Below are 16,287 nucleotides of genomic sequence, written 5' to 3'. Positions count from 1 at the left end.
ACAGTGAATAACAATAAACGGGTTTTAGTGACGGGCTCCAGCCGGGGGATTGGCCGCGCCATCGCCTTGCAATTGGCGCGCGATGGTTACGAGCTGGTGATTCACTGCCGCAGCCAGCGTGATCAGGCTGAAGCAGTGCAGCAGTTGATAGAAGCTGCCGGTGGCAAGGCTAGTATCCTGCAGTTTGATGTTGCCGAGCGCGAGCAGGCTAAACAATTGCTGGAAGCGGATATGGAAACCAACGGCGCCTATTATGGTGTTGTCTGCAATGCTGGGATTGCGCGCGATAACGCCTTTCCCGCCATGAGTGGAGAAGATTGGGACGCAGTTATCCACACCAATCTCGATGCCTTTTATAACGTGCTTAACCCGGTGATTATGCCTATGGTGCGTCGCCGTGCGCCCGGCCGTATTGTCACTCTCGCCTCGGTATCGGGGATTATGGGCAACCGCGGGCAAGTCAATTACAGTGCAGCCAAAGCCGGTATTATCGGTGCCACCAAAGCGTTGGCGATTGAACTGGCCAAGCGCGACATCACCGTCAACTGCGTTGCCCCGGGGCTAATCAATACCGAAATGCTCAATGAAGCGCCGGTCGAAGAGGCATTAAAACTCATTCCGATGCGCCGCGCCGGTGAACCGGAAGAGGTTGCTTCACTGGTGAGTTATCTATTTTCAGCCCCGGCGGGTTACATTACGCGCCAGGTTATTTCAGTTAATGGTGGAATGTTTTAATGAAGCGCGTAGTGGTAACAGGAATGGGGGTAGTTACCTCTTTGGGCGATAACTGGCCGGAATTCGCAGCCAAACTCAAAGCCGGCATCAGCGCTATCCGCCGCCTGGAAGACTGGGCGACCTACAAGGATTTAAATACCAATCTCGCTGGCCCTATTGAAGATTTTGTCGTGCCCGCTCATTACCCACGTAAGAAGATCCGCTCAATGGGCCGTGTCGCACTGCTCTCGACCCGCGCAACTGAATTAGCGCTGATTGATGCCGGTCTCCTCGATGATCCCATTTTACAGAGCGGCGCCATGGGTATTGCCTACGGTTCATCAACCGGCAGTACCGATGCTACACGCGATTTTGCGGTGATGCTCGATAAACGCGATATCGGCGGCGCCACCGCCACCACCTACATCCGCATGATGGGCCATACCGCACCGGTCAATGTGGGCGTATTTTTTGGTTTGAAGGGGCGCATCATTACCACGTCCTCAGCCTGTACGTCTGGCAGCCAGGGGATAGGCTACGCCTACGAGGCGATCAAATACGGCAAGCAGATGCTGATGGTCGCCGGTGGTGCGGAAGAGTTATGCCCTTCCGAAGCAGCAGTATTCGATACTCTCTATGCCACCAGTACCAAAAATGACACACCCAGCCTGACCCCAAGCCCTTTTGATGGCGGTCGCGATGGCTTGGTGATCGGCGAAGGCGCTGGTACCTTGATCCTCGAAGAGCTGGGGCACGCGCAGGCGCGCGGGGCAAAAATCTATGCCGAGCTGATCGGTTTTGGTACCAACTCCGATGGTGGCCATGTCACCCAACCAGATCCGGCAACTATGAATATCGCCATGCAAATGGCGCTGGACGATGCCGGATTGCAGCCCACCGATATTGGCTACATCAATGCACACGGCACCGCGACCGATCGCGGTGATATCGCCGAATCCACCGCCACTGAAAAACTTTTTGGCAAACAGACAGTGCCCATTAGTACACTCAAAGGGAATATAGGCCACACACTCGGTGCTTGCGGTGCGATTGAGGCCTGGGCGAGTATCCAGATGATGAACGAAGGCTGGTTTGCACCGACCCTGAACTTGCATACGCCCGACCCGCAGTGCGGCGACCTTGACTACATCATGGGCGAAGGGCGCGAGCTGGAGTGCAACTACATCATGAGCAACAATTTCGCGTTTGGCGGAATTAATACCTCGCTCATTTTCAAACGCTGGTAGGCAGTTAAAACTGGTGGCCAGACAGCAATGTCTGGCTTGTTTAGCCCCATCCCACGCAATTTTTCAGCGCAGGCGTAAATACCACGCTAGCCTTGCAGCTACCAGCGCGTCTCTTTAGACTTGCGCCATTTCAGATTACGCCGGCTGCAATGCCACAAAATTCAAGAGATAGCCATGCCAAACCAAATACCCGCTGCTTCGGTGGGTCTTGTCACTCCCCAAATCCATCGCTTTACCGCGCCGCTGCTGCTGGCCTGCGGCAGGACGCTCGATGAGTATGAATTGGTCTATGAAACCTACGGCCAATTGAATGCTGCCAAGTCTAATGCGGTGCTCATCTGCCATGCGCTCTCCGGCCATCATCACGCTGCCGGTTACCACAGCATGGACGACAAACGCCCCGGCTGGTGGGATGCCTATATCGGTCCGGGCAAACCCATTGATACCAACAAATTTTTTGTCGTCGCGCTCAATAACCTCGGTGGTTGCCATGGTTCGACGGGGCCGCGTTCGATCAACCCCGCAACGGGCAAAGCCTGGGGTGCGGATTTTCCGATGGTGCGCGTGCGCGATTGGGTCGCCAGTCAGGCGCGCTTGGCCGATGTACTCGGCATTGATGTCTGGGCAGCGATCATCGGCGGCAGCCTCGGCGGTATGCAGGTCATGCGCTGGGCACTGGATTTCCCAGAGCGCGTTCGTCATGCCGTAGTCATCGCCTCTGCGTTAAAACTCTCCGCGCAAAATATTGCGTTTAATGAGGCCGCACGCAAAGCGATTATCAGCGACCCGAATTTTTTTGATGGCGATTACATCGAGCATAACACCTTGCCAAAAAATGGTTTGGCAGTGGCGCGCATGATCGGCCATATCACTTATCTTTCCGATTACGCGATGGGTGAAAAATTTGGCCGCGATCTGCGCAGCGGCAGTTTTGAACTCGGCAATGATGAACCGGTGGAATTCCAGATCGAAAGTTATCTGCGCTACCAGGGTGACAGTTTTGCCAATAGCTTCGATGCGAACTCCTACATCCGCATCACCAAAGCACTGGATTATTTTGATCTCGCGCGCGAATTTAATGACGACCCAGTCAGCGCGTTTAAAAAGACCAATGCAAAATTTTTGGTGATTTCATTTAGCACCGACTGGCGGTTTGCGCCCGAGCGCTCGCACGAAATTGTGAACGCATTAGTTGGTGCCAATCGCCCGGTGACCTACGCGGAAATAGAATCCAAACACGGCCACGACGCCTTCCTATTACCCGATGAACGCTACGAGCAAGTTTTCGGTCGCTACCTTGCCGGAGTGAAAATCTGATGCGTATAGATCTCAACGAAATCCAGCACTGGATCCAACAGGGCAGCCGCATTCTCGACCTGGGTTGTGGCGATGGCACGCTATTAAAATTTTTGATCGATACCAAACAAGTACAAGGTTACGGCTTGGAAATCGATGCGGCGCAAATCAATACCTGCATCGACAAAGGCTTGAATGTGATCGAGCAAAACCTCGATCGCGGCCTCGGCAACTTCGCCGATAAAAGTTTTGATACCGTATTAATGACGCAAGCGCTACAAACATTGCATTTCCCCCATTTGGTATTGGATGAAATGTTGCGTGTGGGTAAAGAGTGTATAGTGACCTTTCCGAACTTCGGACATTGGAAGGCGCGTTTTTATCTAGCCACGCGCGGCCGTATGCCGGTATCAGATTTATTGCCTTACGAGTGGTACGACACACCCAACATTCACTTTTGTACATTTGATGATTTTGAAGTTCTCTGCCGCGAGCGCAATATCAAGGTAATCCATCGTCAGGTAGTGAATGAACAATCCGGTCAGACGTTAAAAGATTTTATGCCAAACCTGTTTGGTGAAACGGCGATTTATCATTTAAGTAGATAGCTCGTGATTGACTAAAAATGTATCAACCACTGGAGTGTTGTTATGAAAAAGTTACTGCAAAGTGTATTTTTGGTTTTTTTCGCTGCGACTGTTCAGGCACAAGTTGATCAACCCAAAGAAATCCGCACCACCGAAAAGTTCGGCGCCTACACAGTGCATTACAATGTATTTAACAGTACCGATATTCCGGCAAAAGTGGCAGAAGCTTATAAGTTAGTGCGCGGCAAAGATCGCGCGCTGGTGAATATCAGCCTGACCAAAACCGAAAATGGCAGCACCAGTTTGGGGTTGCCCGCAGTCGTAACTGGCAGCAGCAAAAACCTGATGCAACAGAAACAAACACTGACATTTATTGAAATCAAAGAAGGCGATGCAACTTACTATCTCGCTCCTTTTGTGTTCAATAATGAAGAAGTGCTGCATTTTGATATTCAGGTCAACACCGATGTCAGCAGCAAGCCGATAAACTTTATCTTTAACCGTACCCTTTATACCGAATAATCTTGTACAAATATTCTGCGACAAAGGCGCCGAAAGGGCGCCTTTTCTTTCAGCGGATTATTAATAGAGACACAAGGGCTTAATTATGAAAAAAATAGTATTGGCCAGTGGCAACGTTGGTAAGTTGCGCGAATTTCAGCAGCTATTAACTGGCTGCGGTTTTGAGGTAGTACCACAATCGGATTTTTTTAGCGAAAACGCCGAAGAGACTGGTTTGACTTTTGTTGAAAATGCCATCATCAAGGCGCGCTATGCTTGCGCCAAAACCGGCTTGCCCGCAATTGCCGATGATTCTGGTATTGAAGTCGATGCACTTAATGGTCGCCCCGGAATTTATTCCGCGCGCTATGCCGGTGAAGGCGCAAAAGATGCGGATAACAATGCAAAATTATTGCAAGAATTAAGTGGTATACCCACTGAAAAACGTACCGCCCGTTATCATGCCGTCCTTGCGTTTATGCAGCATGCAGAAGATCCGACACCGATTTTATGTCACGGTGTTTGGGAGGGTGTGATTCTCACCGAGCCGCGTGGCGAAGGTGGTTTTGGTTATGATCCTTTATTTTTTGTACCCAGCCATAATTGTGCATCAGCGGAATTGGATAAAGCAGAAAAAAATCGCATCAGCCATCGCGGAAAGGCGATGCAGGAATTGCTGCAAAAATTATCTACCTTGGCTGGCAGTGAATAACATGTCCCTGCAATTGCCGCCGCTATCACTCTACATTCATGTACCTTGGTGCATCCGCAAATGTCCCTACTGCGATTTTAATTCCCATCAAGCGAATAATGATATTCCGGAAGCAGATTATGTCGCGGCACTGCGTTTTGATTTACAGCAGGATCAAACACTCGCGCAGGGGCGTAAACTCACCAGCATTTTTTTTGGCGGTGGTACGCCGAGTATGTTATCGGCGCAAGCGATTGGGCAGATATTGACTGACGCGGAAAAAATTATCGGTTTTGAACCCGGTATTGAAATCACACTCGAAGCAAACCCCGGTACCTTCGAGCAGGAAAGATTTTCCGGCTTTCGTGCGGCAGGAGTTAATCGTCTATCCATTGGGATTCAAAGTTTTAATGACCAGCAATTAAAACTGCTCGGGCGTGTACATGGTCGCGCTGAAGCCCTGCGCGCAGTAGGTGTTGCACGCAAAGCTGGCTTCGACAATATCAATCTGGATTTAATGCACGGCTTGCCCGAGCAATCCGTTGATGCAGCCAGAGCCGATTTGCAACAGGCGATTGAGCTCGCACCGGAACATCTTTCCTGGTATCAATTAACCATCGAACAAAATACTGCCTTTTATTCTGCACCACCGGTATTGCCGGAAGAAGAAATTCTCGCCGATATTCAGGATGCAGGTGTCGAATTGTTAGCGGCGGCTGGCTATGCGCAATATGAAATTTCTGCCTATGCGCGCGATAAAAAATGCGCGCGCCACAACCTCAATTATTGGGAGTTTGGCGATTATCTTGGAATAGGTGCCGGGGCTCATGGGAAAATTACTTTCCCAGCGGACAATAAAATCTTGCGCCTGTGGAAGACTCGGTTACCTAAACATTATTTAGATGCAACCGATTCACAAAAAATATCCCCCAATCTGGGCGGACACCAAAATGTATTTGGCGGCGGCAGCGATTTACTATTGCCCGATGCATTGCCACTGGAATTTATGATGAATGCGTTGCGCTTGCACTCTGGCGTACCGATGAATTATTTTGTTCAGCGAACCGGTGTTGATTGGCAGCAACTTGAGCCGCATTGGCAAAAATTAACCCAGCAAGGTTTGGTGGAAATTGTACAGGGTTACGCGCGGCCTACGGTGATGGGCCGTCGCTTTTTAAATCGTGTATTACAAACGTTTATTAATGAAACCGAATAAGTTAAGGAGCCTATTATGCTAATGACCACTACACCGAGCGTTGAAGGAAAAAACATTACCCGTTACTGCGGTGTTGTTGCGGGCGAAGCAATTCTGGGAGCCAATTTATTTAAAGATCTGTTTGCAGGCATTCGCGACCTGGTCGGTGGCCGCTCTGCGACCTATGAGCGCGAATTACAAAAAGCGCGCGAAATTGCTTTACAAGAACTACAAGATCGCGCCCGAGAAATGGGCGCAAACGCAGTAGTAGGTATAGATTTGGATTACGAAGTCATCGGCCAGAATGGCAGCATGTTAATGGTATCGGCCAGCGGCACGGCGGTGGTAATTGGGTAATATTGCGTAAAAGTTATTGTGCTTGTTCTAAATTGGCGTAATTTTTCATCACCTCAATGCCACAAGAAAGGAGCAACAATGACTACTACACGCCGTGAATTTTTAACCGCCAGTGCTATCGCCGGTGCGGCTCTCGCATCACCCATCGTTCTGGCTAAATCTACTACAGCGACCAATTCTATGCCTAAATTACTGCATCATGTTTTTTTCTGGTTAAAGAATCCAGAATCGAAAGAAGATTTGGCTAAACTGATCGCCGGGGTTAAATCCCTTGCGGCGATAGAAACCGTACGCAGTATTCATGTGGGTGTCCCGGCATCAACGGAAAAGCGCGAGGTAGTGGATAATTCCTATCACGTCTCCGAATTGCTGGGGTTTGATGATGTGGCAGGGCAGGATGCCTACCAAGTGCATCCATTGCATAAAAAGTTTGTCGATGAGCACCAGCATTTGTGGAGCAAAGTGGTGGTATACGACGCGCTCGCAGCTGATTGATGGTTCAGCAAAATACTGACAATAAAAAACCCGCTGCGGTAATCCGGAGCGGGCTTTTTTATTGTTTGCGATTTTACAGTTCTATATCGTAATCAATGATGACTGGCATGTGACTGGAAAATTGCTGGGTCTTGTAGATAGCGGCATATTCAACTTTAGCGCCGAGGCTGTTGGACACCACCTGGAAATCTGTACGCCAGCCATCGCCATCGTCTTTAAGGCCCTTTGGCCACCAGCTGTATTCATCACCGTCTTTGTTGACCTTGCGGAACGCATCGACATAGCCAATTTGATTGAATAATTGGCTCAACCATTGGCGCTCGTGGGGTAGAAATCCGGAATTATGTTGATTGGCTGCGCTATTGCTCACATCTTTGGGCGTGTGCGCCATTTGCCAATTGCCGCAAAAGATATACTCGCGACGTTTGCGGGTAATTTTGTCGAGATGCGCCTGAAAGTCATCAAAGAACTTGATTTTGACTTCTTGCGATTCCATTTCTGAACTGGCGCTGGGGGCAAGCAGTGAGCCAACACTCAATTGCTCAAAATCCACTTGCAGATAGCGACCCTCCATATCAACACCAGACGCAAAACCCAAGCCGTAAATAAGCGCCTTAGGCTGCAGACGGGTGTAAATCGCAACGCCGTTGTAGTGTTTGGTACCGGAATCGAAAAAATAGGCGTGATAGCCCTTGAGCTCGAATTCGGGCTTCTCCAGCTCGCGCTCTAGTGCACGTAGATCCTGCAAGCAGATAAAATCTGCATCTTGATTCGCGAGCCAAGTGTATAGGCCGCGTTGCGCCGCCTGAAAAATACCATCGACGCTAAGACTGATAACTCTCATGTTAGCCCCTTGATTACGGACTGTGTATCATACCCGAGCTTTGTGTGATTGTGTTACCGCCAAGGCTGGGTTTTTTGTGGTAGACGTTACGAATTTTCACATCCTTACATTTGGATAGCTGCTGTGACCCAAATGCGGGTCTGCTCATGGGCATGACCTCGTTGTATTTATTTTGTCATCTCAAACTTAGTTCATAGTCGGATACTTTGCATGGAAAAATACCAATTTGACTTTATTCAGCTGGCCATCAGACACCAGGCGCTATGCTTTGGTGAATATGTGCTCAAGTCTGGCCGTACCAGCCCCTACTTTTTTAATGCGGGTAAGTTCCAGACAGGAAAGGCACTGGCCGAGCTCGGTCGTTATTATGCGGCGGCTGTCACCGCATCTGGCGTGGAATTCGATATAGTATTTGGCCCCGCCTATAAGGGGATTCCTTTGGCCGCGACTACTGCCATTGCCTTGGCTGACCAGCATCAGCGCGATTTGCCTTACTGCTATAACCGTAAAGAAGCGAAAGATCACGGCGAAGGTGGAACTTTGGTAGGAGCGCCGTTAAAAGGGAAAGTTTTGATCGTGGATGATGTCATCACCGCTGGCACCGCAGTGCGCGAAGTGATGGGCATTATCGATGCGGCCGGTGCCAAACCTGCGGCCGTATTGATAGGTTTAAATCGGCAGGAAAAAGGCCAGGGGCAGATATCGGCGATCCAGGAAGTGGAACAGACGTTTGGTATTCCAGTTATTAGCATTATCAACTTGAATCACATCATTGATTATCTTGAAAGCCAGAGCGGACAAGAGGCGATGGTAAATAAAATTAAAGAATATCGCGCGACCTACGGTGTAGAGCTCGCGTGATGCAAATGAGGTAACTGATACAGATGCGTAGCCTGTTGTTGACATTGATTACTTGTAGTTCACTATTGTTCAGCAGCTGGGCTGCCGCGCAAATCTCCTCGACTAGCAAAGTAATTTATCGTTACAAAAACAAGGATGGCGTCACAGTATTGGATAGCAAAATTCCGCCACAGTATGTCAACAATGGTTATGAAATAGTATCGCTCAGTGGCAAGGTGATTAAGGTGATTGCGCCCGTAACTCAAGGTGCTGAGGGTGAGCGCTTGTATAAGGAAAAATTACAGCGCGAAGAGCGTGAGCGTGAAGATATTCAATTGCGTCGCAGTTACAGCAATGTAGGTGATATAGAGGCGGCCAAAACTCGCAATCTGGAAAGCTTGCGTGGCAACATTGGTATTTTGCAGGCGAATCTCACCTCGGCCCGCTCACGATTGCAGACCTATCAAGCGCAAGCGGCGGCGATTGAGCGCGCAGGTCGGCAATTACCAGAAGACTTGCTGAAAAATATCAACAATTTGGTGCAGGAAGAAAAAGATATTCAAGTGCAGATTCAACAGCGCGAGGAAGAATACAAAACCGTAGAGCAAAAATTTGATGCTGATCGGAAACGGTTCGTTGAGATTACGCAGTAGGAATAACAACTTTGCGACCATAAAAAAACCGGCGGCTGCCGGTTTTTTTATGGTCGCAATTTTTTTACTGGAATCTTAACCTGCAATTAAAAATCCCTGCGCGATCAATTGCCACTGTTCTTGCCAGTACTCAGTGGGGCGGCGGCGGAATTCGGTGCGCACGAATTCGGCGATGCGGCCATCAACCAATGCAATCAACAAATTAGCGGCTGCAGCAACAGGCAATTGCGGATGCAAGCCTTCGCGCAATTCTGCCTCACGCAAAATCTGTTTTAGCTGGGTTTCAATGCGGTCAAAAAATTGTGCGATACGCACACGCAAACGCTCGGTTTCGCCGGTGAGTGCATCGCCAGTCAGTAAACGCGTCAAGCCAGGATTGCGCTCGGCAAAAGTGAGCAGCAGCGACAGGATTTTTTCGCAGCGTTTTAAAGCCGATTTTTCTTCCGCCAAAATCAATGTCACGCGCGAAAAAATCGTCTCTTCAATAAACTCTATTAAACCCTCAAACATTTTGGATTTGCTGGGAAAGTGGCGGTAGAGCGCCGCTTCGGAAACGCCCACTTCTTTGGCCAGTGCGGCAGTGGTAATGCGCTCGCCTGGGCTGGCCTCCAACATGCGCGCCAGACACTCGAGGATTTGTTGGCGACGCGGAGTTTTGCTTGGGGATTTATTCATGACGACTCCATTCAGAGCGATTCCATTCGGAATGTTGCGCGCCTGAATTTACACAGGGCGCGCGCCATAACATCAAGCATTGCGGGCTTTATTGGTGATCAATGTACCCACGCCGGCATCGGTAAATATTTCCAATAACACTGCGTGGTCAACACGGCCATCAATAATGTGCGCGCTGGTCACACCGGCTTTTACCGCATCGAGAGCACAAGCAATCTTGGGCAACATACCGCCGTAAATAGTGCCATCTGCGATCAAGCCATCTACTTGCTCAGTGCTGAGGCCGGTTAACACCTTGCCCTGTTTATCTTGCAGACCGGAGACGTTGGTGAGCAGCATTAATTTTTCCGCGCGCAAAAATTCAGCAATTTTTCCGGCGACCAAATCAGCATTGATATTGTAAGAGGCGCCGTCGGCACCTACACCAATCGGTGCGATGACCGGAATAAAATCGCTGTTGATTAACATATCGATCACGGCAGTGTTTACATTTTCCACTTCGCCAACGTGGCCAATATCGAGAATTTCTGGTGCGAGCATTTCCGGGGTTTTATGGGTGACGGTTAGTTTTTTTGCCTGGATTAATTTACCGTCTTTACCGGTCAAACCAATTGCCTGGCCGCCGTTGCGGTTAATCAGGCTGACGATTTGTTTATTCACGGTACCGCCGAGCACCATCTCCACCACATCCATTGTGGCGCTGTCAGTAACACGCATGCCGTTGATAAATTCGGACTTGATATTGAGTTTTTCCAGCAGGCTGCCGATTTGTGGCCCTCCACCGTGGACTACTACCGGATTCATGCCGACCAATTTCATCAATACGATGTCGCGCGCAAAACTGTTTTGCAGCTCTTCACCTTCCATTGCATTGCCGCCGAATTTTACGACCACAGTCTTGCCGGTGAAGCGCTGGATGTAGGGCAGGGCTTCAGTTAATACATTGGCGATATTCATCGCTGATTCGCGGTTCAGAGACATAACAAATTAATCCTGTGAATTTAAATTGAACGTTAAACGGTTATCGACTTTGAGTAATTCCCGTTTGAAAATTTGCTGGATTTTTTCCAGTGACTCGTGCGATTCCGCTTCAAAACGCAGCGTTAACGCAGGCGATGTATTGGAGGCGCGCACCAGTCCCCAGCCTTTGGTGTAATCCACCCGCAGGCCGTCAATGGTGGTGATGGTACCGTTGGCAAAATCGCCGATCTCACTGAGCTTTTTAATCAGCCCGAATTTATCGAGTTCGGGAATGGCGATTTTAATTTCCGGTGTTGAATAGAGTTGCGGGAAGGCTGCAAAAATAGCATCGATTTTTTGGTCGCGCAGGGTAATGATTTCCAGCAGACGTGCCATCGCATAGATGCCATCATCGAACCCGTACCAGCGGTCTTTGATAAAAATATGGCCGGAGTATTCGCCCCCAATCAACGCCTGCGTCTCTTCCATTTTGGCCTTCATTGGCGAGTGGCCAGTCTTCCACATTATCGGCCGGCCGCCGTAGCTGCTGATCACTTGGTTCAACTGGCGTGAACATTTTACATCGAACAATACATCTGCGCCGGGGTTGCGAGAGAGCACATCTTTGGCAAACAGCATCAATAATCTATCGGGCCAAATAATGTCGCCTTTAGGCGTTACGACCACTAAACGATCGCCATCACCGTCAAAAGCGACGCCGATATCTGCATTGGTTTCCTGAACTTTGGCGATTAACGCCTGCAGATTTTTTTCGATGGTTGGATCAGGATCGTGGTTGGGAAATTCGCCATCGAGATCGCAAAATAACGGGATCACATCGCAGCCCAATTCTTCAAACAATTGCGGCGCGACTATACCGGTCACCGCATTGCCCGCATCCACCACTATCGATACGTTACCCGCGAGTGCAACGTCGGAAAAAATACGGTCGATATAATCGGGAATAATTGTGCGCGGAATTTCTTCACCTAGTCCCTGATGAAAACGCTGGCCGATAATGCGTGAGCGTAAATCGATAACAGCATCATCGGCGAGCGCGCGATTATTAATGACGACCTTAAAGCCGTTATATTCTTTGGGGTTGTGACTCGCAGTGACCATTACCCCGCTGCTGGTGTCATCGAAATGGAAGGTAGAAAAATACATCAACGGTGTAGGTACCACACCAATATTAATTACATTGCAGCCCGAGCGCAGAATACCGCGAATCAATGCCTGCGTCAGTGCTTCGCTGTGGGTGCGTCCGTCGCGCGCAACTACAATCGCCTGTTCGCCCTGATCAATCGCTTCGCTGCCTACGGCTTGACCGATAAGTTGAGCAAGTTCCGGCGTAACCTGACTGCCGACCAACCCGCGAATATCGTAGGAGCGGAAAATTTCAGCGGGTACATCTTCTTCACTGATTTTATTACGCGCACTGGCGCTGGATTTTTTACCGGACGCTTGCTGCAAGCCGAGAATATTTTCATCTTCATCAATCACAGCGATATCAAGAATATCCTGCTTCTGAAACAGCGGATTGGTCATGGCATCATCAGCATTGACCGATTCCTTGCTGGTTTTGACCACTTCGGCGATTGAGGGAGTTGCGGCATTTTTTTCGCCCAATTCCATGCGCACCAGAATTTTGCTGAGGAACCACACCAGCGCCAGACTGCCCGCCACTATAACGCTCACAATGGAGAGCCAGAGTGCAGGTAATTCTTCGGCGAGTGATAAGAGTTGGTCGGAAGGCGTAAATTTCACCGCGAGGTGGCTACCTTCAACATTGCCTTGCAGACTGTTGCCTGCAGTACCTGTACCGAGTTTTTTTACTATTTGCGGTGGGCTGCCGGTAAATTGTTGCACCAGTACAAACTCGCCGAGATGCTGGTCTGCAGGGGTAAACAGATTGATTAATTCGGCTGCATCTATGGTGACCATGAGTGTGCCCAGCGGCGCGCTTTTGTCCTCGGCAGCGAGTGGGCGAATCCAATTGGTCATCCAGCGTTCATTAATTGCTACCAACTCGGGTAGCGCAGGCTGACGTTTTTCTGCACGCTGGATTAAATCCAATTCGGCATAGCGGATGGGAAATTCCGCCTCGCGATCCAATTGCGCGCTACCTAGCGGGATCAAACGCACTTTGAGGGCGGAAGGTGTTTCACGCAGCCATTTTTTCTCTAACAGGTCGCGCTTCTCCGCAGTGTTATCGGGATTGGTGGCATCAAGGCTGGCGATCAGTTCAGGTTCGGCGGCAAGCTTGTCGATGAGTTGGGTCTGCTGTTGGAAATAATGAGAGAGTGTTTTGCTTCGCTCGTCGACTTTCTCTTGCGTGAGCGAGCGCAAATTTTCTTGTGTTTGTTCGATCACCAACTTTTGGTAGAGCACATAACCTACAACAGCGTTAATGATCAGTGCTATGCCCAATAAGATCAGGAGTATTTTTTGCTGGACTGCGGCTTTGCGTTTGGCGGCGTCCAAGGCGCGTTGCTCGCTGCGAGAGAGATGCGCACCTGTTTCGGTTTTGGGTTTTGACGAATCCTTTGGGTTCACACCTGTACCTTCTACTTAACTGAAACGTGATGTTTGTTGTGCTAACAAACTTGAGGCTTATTGAGCTGTTATTTTTTGGGCAAAGAGTGCGATAAGTTCGCGCGCTAATTGCTGCTTGCTGCGTTGGCTAATCTCGGTCGCGGTATTTTTTTCGACGAGTGTAACGGCATTATCATCACTGTTAAAACCAATGCTGCTATCGCTGATATTATTGGCAACTACCAGGTCCAGATTCTTGTGCTGCAATTTGCTACGTGCATATTCCAATAGATTTTCACTTTCGGCGGCAAAACCAATCGTAAAGGGTTTTGGTTCAAGCGCCGCAATACTCGCGACTATGTCGGGATTTTTCACCAGCGATAGCGTTAGTGTATCGCTTTCACCTTTTTTCATTTTCTGTGCGGACATTTGCGCGGGACGATAATCGGCTACGGCGGCAGCGGCGATAAATAAATGGCAGTCCTGCGCTGCAGCCAGACTAGCTGAGTGCATGTCCTCGGCACTGATCACGTCGATGCGCGTCACGCGCGCGGGTGTTGCCAGCTGCGTTGGGCCACTGATTAAAATCGTTTTAGCGCCGGCTTCCGCCGCCGCTTGGGCCAGGGCGTAGCCCATTTTGCCCGAGCTGTAGTTGCTCAGGTAGCGCACCGGGTCGAGCGCTTCGCGCGTGGGACCAGCGGTAATCACCACTTTTTTACCTGCCAAACTGCCGCTGGTAAAGAGACGGGCGGCGGCATCGACTAGCTGGAGCGGTTCGAGCATACGTCCTGGGCCTACGTCGCCACAGGCTTGGCCACCCTCAGCGGGGCCGAAGATATGGATCTTGCGTTTGATCAAGGTATCCAGATTGGTTTGTGTGGCCGGGTTATGCCACATGCCTTGGTTCATCGCCGGTGCGATGGCGATGGGTGCGGCGGTCGCAAGACAGATGCTGGTGAGCAGGTCATTGCCCACACCTTGCGTCAGGCGCGCCATAAAGTCAGCGGTTGCTGGGGCGATCAACACCAGGTCTGCCCAACGCGCCAGCTGGATATGGCCCATGCCGGCTTCGGCTTCGGGATCGAGCAATTGCGTATGTACCGGATTGCCCGAGAGCGCTTGCATGGTCAGAGGGGTGATAAATTCCTGTGCCGCAGGTGTCATCACTACCTGCACACTGGCACCTGCATCTTGGAGGCGACGCACCAGGTCGGCGCTTTTGTAGGCGGCAATACCACCGGTCACGCCGAGCAGAATCTGTTTATTGGCAAGCGATGTCATAGGGTCGGTTGGGTTCCAGCGATAAAAGAACGTCTAGTGAACAACCTTAGCCCTGCTTGGCGTAATTGGCCACTAACGGCGCCAGCCCCGCAGGGCTTGACGAAAGCGGATTAAGATACCATTCTTGCCAGCGTTTTCGTATCTGTCGGTGATAGTTGCCGACACTAAAAGGAATGACCAGATCTCACTACAAGGAGTTGTCCATGTCGATTGCCCATTGGCCTGAAGCCGAACGTCCCCGCGAAAAACTCTTAGCACTTGGCCCGCGCGCCTTATCTGATGCCGAATTGCTCGCTATTTTCCTGCGTGTTGGCTGCGTGGGTAAATCGGCCGTCGACCTTGCGCGCGAGTTGTTGCAGGAGTACGGTGGCCTGCGCCAGCTGCTAGAGGCATCGCAAGCCGAGTTCTGTAAAGGTCTCGGGCTTGGCAATGCCAAATACGCACAACTGCAAGCAGTATTGGAGATGGGACGGCGCCATCTTTCCGCGGCGATGAAAGCGGGCGATCTGCTTACCAGTCCGGATCTGGTGCGCAACTACCTTAGCGCCCAGCTGCGTCATCAGCCACGCGAAGTCTTTGCGGTCTTGTTCCTGGATAACCAAAATCGCCTGATTACATACGAGGAATTATTCTTCGGCACTATCGACGGTGCCTCTGTTTATCCACGCGAAGTAGTGCGGCGCGCGTTAGCTCATAATTGCGCAGCCGTAATACTCAGCCACAACCATCCCAGTGGTGTGGCCGAACCTAGTCAAGCCGACTGCCGTATTACCCAGCGCCTGCAGGCAGCGCTGGACTTGATCGATGTGCGGGTGATCGACCATATGGTGGTGGGCGACAGCGAGGTAATTTCCTTTGCAGAGCGGGGATTGCTCTGAAATCGCGCTATTAATTGGAGTCGCCCAGTTTTTTTGGTCAAAAAAACAGCTTTTCATTGCTATTGGAGGACTGTTTTGGTATAAAACGCGGCTCTTTGCGGCAGGGTTGTGAAGGCGTATTAAAAGAGCGCCAATTCCGCGCAAATTTCCCTTGGGATTTGCTGCTCCAACCCTGAAATTAACCCGCGTTTAGGAAAGAATAGGCTGCTTACAACAATGCTCTAGGCTGGTTGTTAGTCTGTTTTACGGTTCTAACACAGCGTCCAGCTTAGCGCGCTGAATTTTTAATGAGGCAATAAAATGTCCAAGGTATGTCAAGTTACTGGTAAACGTCCCATTACCGGCAACAATGTTTCCCACGCAAAAAACCACACCAAGCGTCGTTTTTTGCCAAACCTGCAATCTCACCGTTTTTGGGTGGAAGCTGAGAAGCGTTTCGTGACTCTGCGCCTGACTCCAAAAGGTATGCGTATCATCGACAAGCGTGGCATTGACGCTGTGTTGGCTGATGTTCGTGCCAACGGCCACAAAGTGTAAT

The 16,287-nt window shown here is 50.2% G+C and carries 18 protein-coding genes; 13 read left to right on the top strand and 5 right to left on the bottom strand.

The annotated features are described in order from the left end of the window. The first annotated feature begins 3 nt into the window (after positions 1-3). The 9 genes from J2X05_RS03855 (at position 4) to J2X05_RS03815 (ending at position 7,083) form a co-directional block, all read left to right on the top strand. On the top strand, positions 4-735 hold the full coding sequence (locus tag J2X05_RS03855; protein ID WP_310068864.1) for a 3-ketoacyl-ACP reductase FabG2: 732 nt from the start codon (positions 4-6) through the stop codon (positions 733-735). After that, positions 735-1,961 (top strand): beta-ketoacyl-ACP synthase, encoded by a 1,227-nt coding sequence (locus J2X05_RS03850; RefSeq protein WP_310068860.1) that lies wholly within the window; start codon positions 735-737, stop codon positions 1,959-1,961. The genes J2X05_RS03855 and J2X05_RS03850 overlap by 1 nt, the downstream gene beginning before the upstream one ends. A gap of 174 nt (positions 1,962-2,135) precedes the next feature. Beyond that, complete coding sequence (gene metX, locus J2X05_RS03845) at positions 2,136-3,278, top strand: homoserine O-succinyltransferase MetX (RefSeq protein WP_310068858.1); 1,143 nt, start codon at positions 2,136-2,138, stop codon at positions 3,276-3,278. Then, positions 3,278-3,865 (top strand): methionine biosynthesis protein MetW, encoded by a 588-nt coding sequence (gene metW, locus J2X05_RS03840; protein ID WP_310068857.1) that lies wholly within the window; start codon positions 3,278-3,280, stop codon positions 3,863-3,865. The genes metX and metW overlap by 1 nt, the downstream gene beginning before the upstream one ends. 42 nt (positions 3,866-3,907) lie before the next feature. After that, complete coding sequence (locus J2X05_RS03835; protein WP_310068853.1) at positions 3,908-4,366, top strand: DUF4426 domain-containing protein; 459 nt, start codon at positions 3,908-3,910, stop codon at positions 4,364-4,366. Positions 4,367-4,451: 85 nt separating this feature from the next. Then, positions 4,452-5,057 carry an XTP/dITP diphosphatase gene (locus J2X05_RS03830; RefSeq protein WP_310068851.1) on the top strand — a complete coding sequence of 202 codons (606 nt, stop codon included), beginning with the start codon at positions 4,452-4,454 and terminating at the stop codon, positions 5,055-5,057. A gap of 1 nt (position 5,058) precedes the next feature. Next, complete coding sequence (gene hemW, locus J2X05_RS03825; RefSeq protein ID WP_310068848.1) at positions 5,059-6,252, top strand: radical SAM family heme chaperone HemW; 1,194 nt, start codon at positions 5,059-5,061, stop codon at positions 6,250-6,252. A 15-nt stretch (positions 6,253-6,267) separates the two neighbouring features. Beyond that, positions 6,268-6,588, top strand: coding sequence for a heavy metal-binding domain-containing protein (locus J2X05_RS03820; protein WP_310068845.1), 321 nt, complete (start codon positions 6,268-6,270; stop codon positions 6,586-6,588). A 78-nt stretch (positions 6,589-6,666) separates the two neighbouring features. Next, entirely contained in the window at positions 6,667-7,083 is a 417-nt protein-coding gene (locus J2X05_RS03815; RefSeq protein ID WP_310068842.1) for a Dabb family protein, read from the top strand. A gap of 73 nt (positions 7,084-7,156) precedes the next feature. Here the strand turns inward: J2X05_RS03815 and J2X05_RS03810 are convergent, their stop codons facing one another. Next, a complete protein-coding gene (locus J2X05_RS03810) occupies positions 7,157-7,927 on the bottom strand; it encodes an exodeoxyribonuclease III (RefSeq protein ID WP_310068839.1) in 771 nt (256 codons plus the stop codon). A gap of 210 nt (positions 7,928-8,137) precedes the next feature. Here J2X05_RS03810 and pyrE point away from each other — a divergent pair, with 210 nt between their 5' ends. Further along, positions 8,138-8,788 (top strand): orotate phosphoribosyltransferase, encoded by a 651-nt coding sequence (gene pyrE, locus J2X05_RS03805; RefSeq protein WP_310068837.1) that lies wholly within the window; start codon positions 8,138-8,140, stop codon positions 8,786-8,788. Between the two features lie 23 nt (positions 8,789-8,811). Then, positions 8,812-9,420: a hypothetical protein gene (locus J2X05_RS03800; protein WP_310068835.1), complete on the top strand. Its 609-nt coding sequence runs from the start codon at positions 8,812-8,814 to the stop codon at positions 9,418-9,420. Positions 9,421-9,495: 75 nt separating this feature from the next. Here J2X05_RS03800 and slmA read toward each other — a convergent pair whose 3' ends face one another. From slmA to coaBC, 4 genes are all read right to left on the bottom strand, one after another. Next, on the bottom strand, positions 9,496-10,095 hold the full coding sequence (gene slmA, locus J2X05_RS03795) for a nucleoid occlusion factor SlmA (RefSeq protein WP_310068832.1): 600 nt from the start codon (positions 10,093-10,095) through the stop codon (positions 9,496-9,498). A gap of 72 nt (positions 10,096-10,167) precedes the next feature. Continuing rightward, positions 10,168-11,076, bottom strand: a complete 909-nt coding sequence (gene argB / locus J2X05_RS03790) for an acetylglutamate kinase (protein ID WP_310068830.1) — start codon at positions 11,074-11,076, stop codon at positions 10,168-10,170. Positions 11,077-11,082: 6 nt separating this feature from the next. Then, on the bottom strand, positions 11,083-13,611 hold the full coding sequence (locus J2X05_RS03785) for a phosphomannomutase/phosphoglucomutase (RefSeq protein ID WP_310068827.1): 2,529 nt from the start codon (positions 13,609-13,611) through the stop codon (positions 11,083-11,085). A 57-nt stretch (positions 13,612-13,668) separates the two neighbouring features. Continuing rightward, positions 13,669-14,871 carry a bifunctional phosphopantothenoylcysteine decarboxylase/phosphopantothenate--cysteine ligase CoaBC gene (gene coaBC, locus J2X05_RS03780; protein ID WP_310068825.1) on the bottom strand — a complete coding sequence of 401 codons (1,203 nt, stop codon included), beginning with the start codon at positions 14,869-14,871 and terminating at the stop codon, positions 13,669-13,671. A gap of 203 nt (positions 14,872-15,074) precedes the next feature. On the opposite strand from coaBC, the gene radC reads away from it, so the two are divergent. After that, on the top strand, positions 15,075-15,749 hold the full coding sequence (gene radC, locus J2X05_RS03775) for a RadC family protein (protein ID WP_310068824.1): 675 nt from the start codon (positions 15,075-15,077) through the stop codon (positions 15,747-15,749). 300 nt (positions 15,750-16,049) lie between these two features. Beyond that, on the top strand, positions 16,050-16,286 hold the full coding sequence (rpmB, locus tag J2X05_RS03770) for a 50S ribosomal protein L28 (protein WP_007639320.1): 237 nt from the start codon (positions 16,050-16,052) through the stop codon (positions 16,284-16,286). Position 16,287: the final 1 nt, after the last annotated feature.

Origin of the sequence: Cellvibrio fibrivorans (assembly GCF_031457055.1) — a bacterium.
Classification (GTDB): domain Bacteria; phylum Pseudomonadota; class Gammaproteobacteria; order Pseudomonadales; family Cellvibrionaceae; genus Cellvibrio; species Cellvibrio fibrivorans.
The sequence above is the reverse complement of the archived record's forward strand: the minus strand, read 5'-3'. Positions and strand labels throughout refer to the sequence as shown.

Excerpts from the sequence above, each read along its gene's own strand:
- pyrE (WP_310068837.1), top strand. The coding sequence starts at position 8,138 with ATGGAAAAATACCAATTTGACTTTATTCAGCTGGCCATCAGACACCAG.
- metX (WP_310068858.1), top strand. The coding sequence starts at position 2,136 with ATGCCAAACCAAATACCCGCTGCTTCGGTGGGTCTTGTCACTCCCCAA.
- J2X05_RS03850 (WP_310068860.1), top strand. The coding sequence starts at position 735 with ATGAAGCGCGTAGTGGTAACAGGAATGGGGGTAGTTACCTCTTTGGGC.
- coaBC (WP_310068825.1), bottom strand. The coding sequence starts at position 14,871 with ATGACATCGCTTGCCAATAAACAGATTCTGCTCGGCGTGACCGGTGGT.
- J2X05_RS03820 (WP_310068845.1), top strand. The coding sequence starts at position 6,268 with ATGCTAATGACCACTACACCGAGCGTTGAAGGAAAAAACATTACCCGT.
- J2X05_RS03815 (WP_310068842.1), top strand. The coding sequence starts at position 6,667 with ATGACTACTACACGCCGTGAATTTTTAACCGCCAGTGCTATCGCCGGT.
- J2X05_RS03800 (WP_310068835.1), top strand. The coding sequence starts at position 8,812 with ATGCGTAGCCTGTTGTTGACATTGATTACTTGTAGTTCACTATTGTTC.
- rpmB (WP_007639320.1), top strand. The coding sequence starts at position 16,050 with ATGTCCAAGGTATGTCAAGTTACTGGTAAACGTCCCATTACCGGCAAC.
- J2X05_RS03835 (WP_310068853.1), top strand. The coding sequence starts at position 3,908 with ATGAAAAAGTTACTGCAAAGTGTATTTTTGGTTTTTTTCGCTGCGACT.
- argB (WP_310068830.1), bottom strand. The coding sequence starts at position 11,076 with ATGTCTCTGAACCGCGAATCAGCGATGAATATCGCCAATGTATTAACT.
- J2X05_RS03830 (WP_310068851.1), top strand. The coding sequence starts at position 4,452 with ATGAAAAAAATAGTATTGGCCAGTGGCAACGTTGGTAAGTTGCGCGAA.
- slmA (WP_310068832.1), bottom strand. The coding sequence starts at position 10,095 with ATGAATAAATCCCCAAGCAAAACTCCGCGTCGCCAACAAATCCTCGAG.
- radC (WP_310068824.1), top strand. The coding sequence starts at position 15,075 with ATGTCGATTGCCCATTGGCCTGAAGCCGAACGTCCCCGCGAAAAACTC.
- hemW (WP_310068848.1), top strand. The coding sequence starts at position 5,059 with ATGTCCCTGCAATTGCCGCCGCTATCACTCTACATTCATGTACCTTGG.
- J2X05_RS03810 (WP_310068839.1), bottom strand. The coding sequence starts at position 7,927 with ATGAGAGTTATCAGTCTTAGCGTCGATGGTATTTTTCAGGCGGCGCAA.
- metW (WP_310068857.1), top strand. The coding sequence starts at position 3,278 with ATGCGTATAGATCTCAACGAAATCCAGCACTGGATCCAACAGGGCAGC.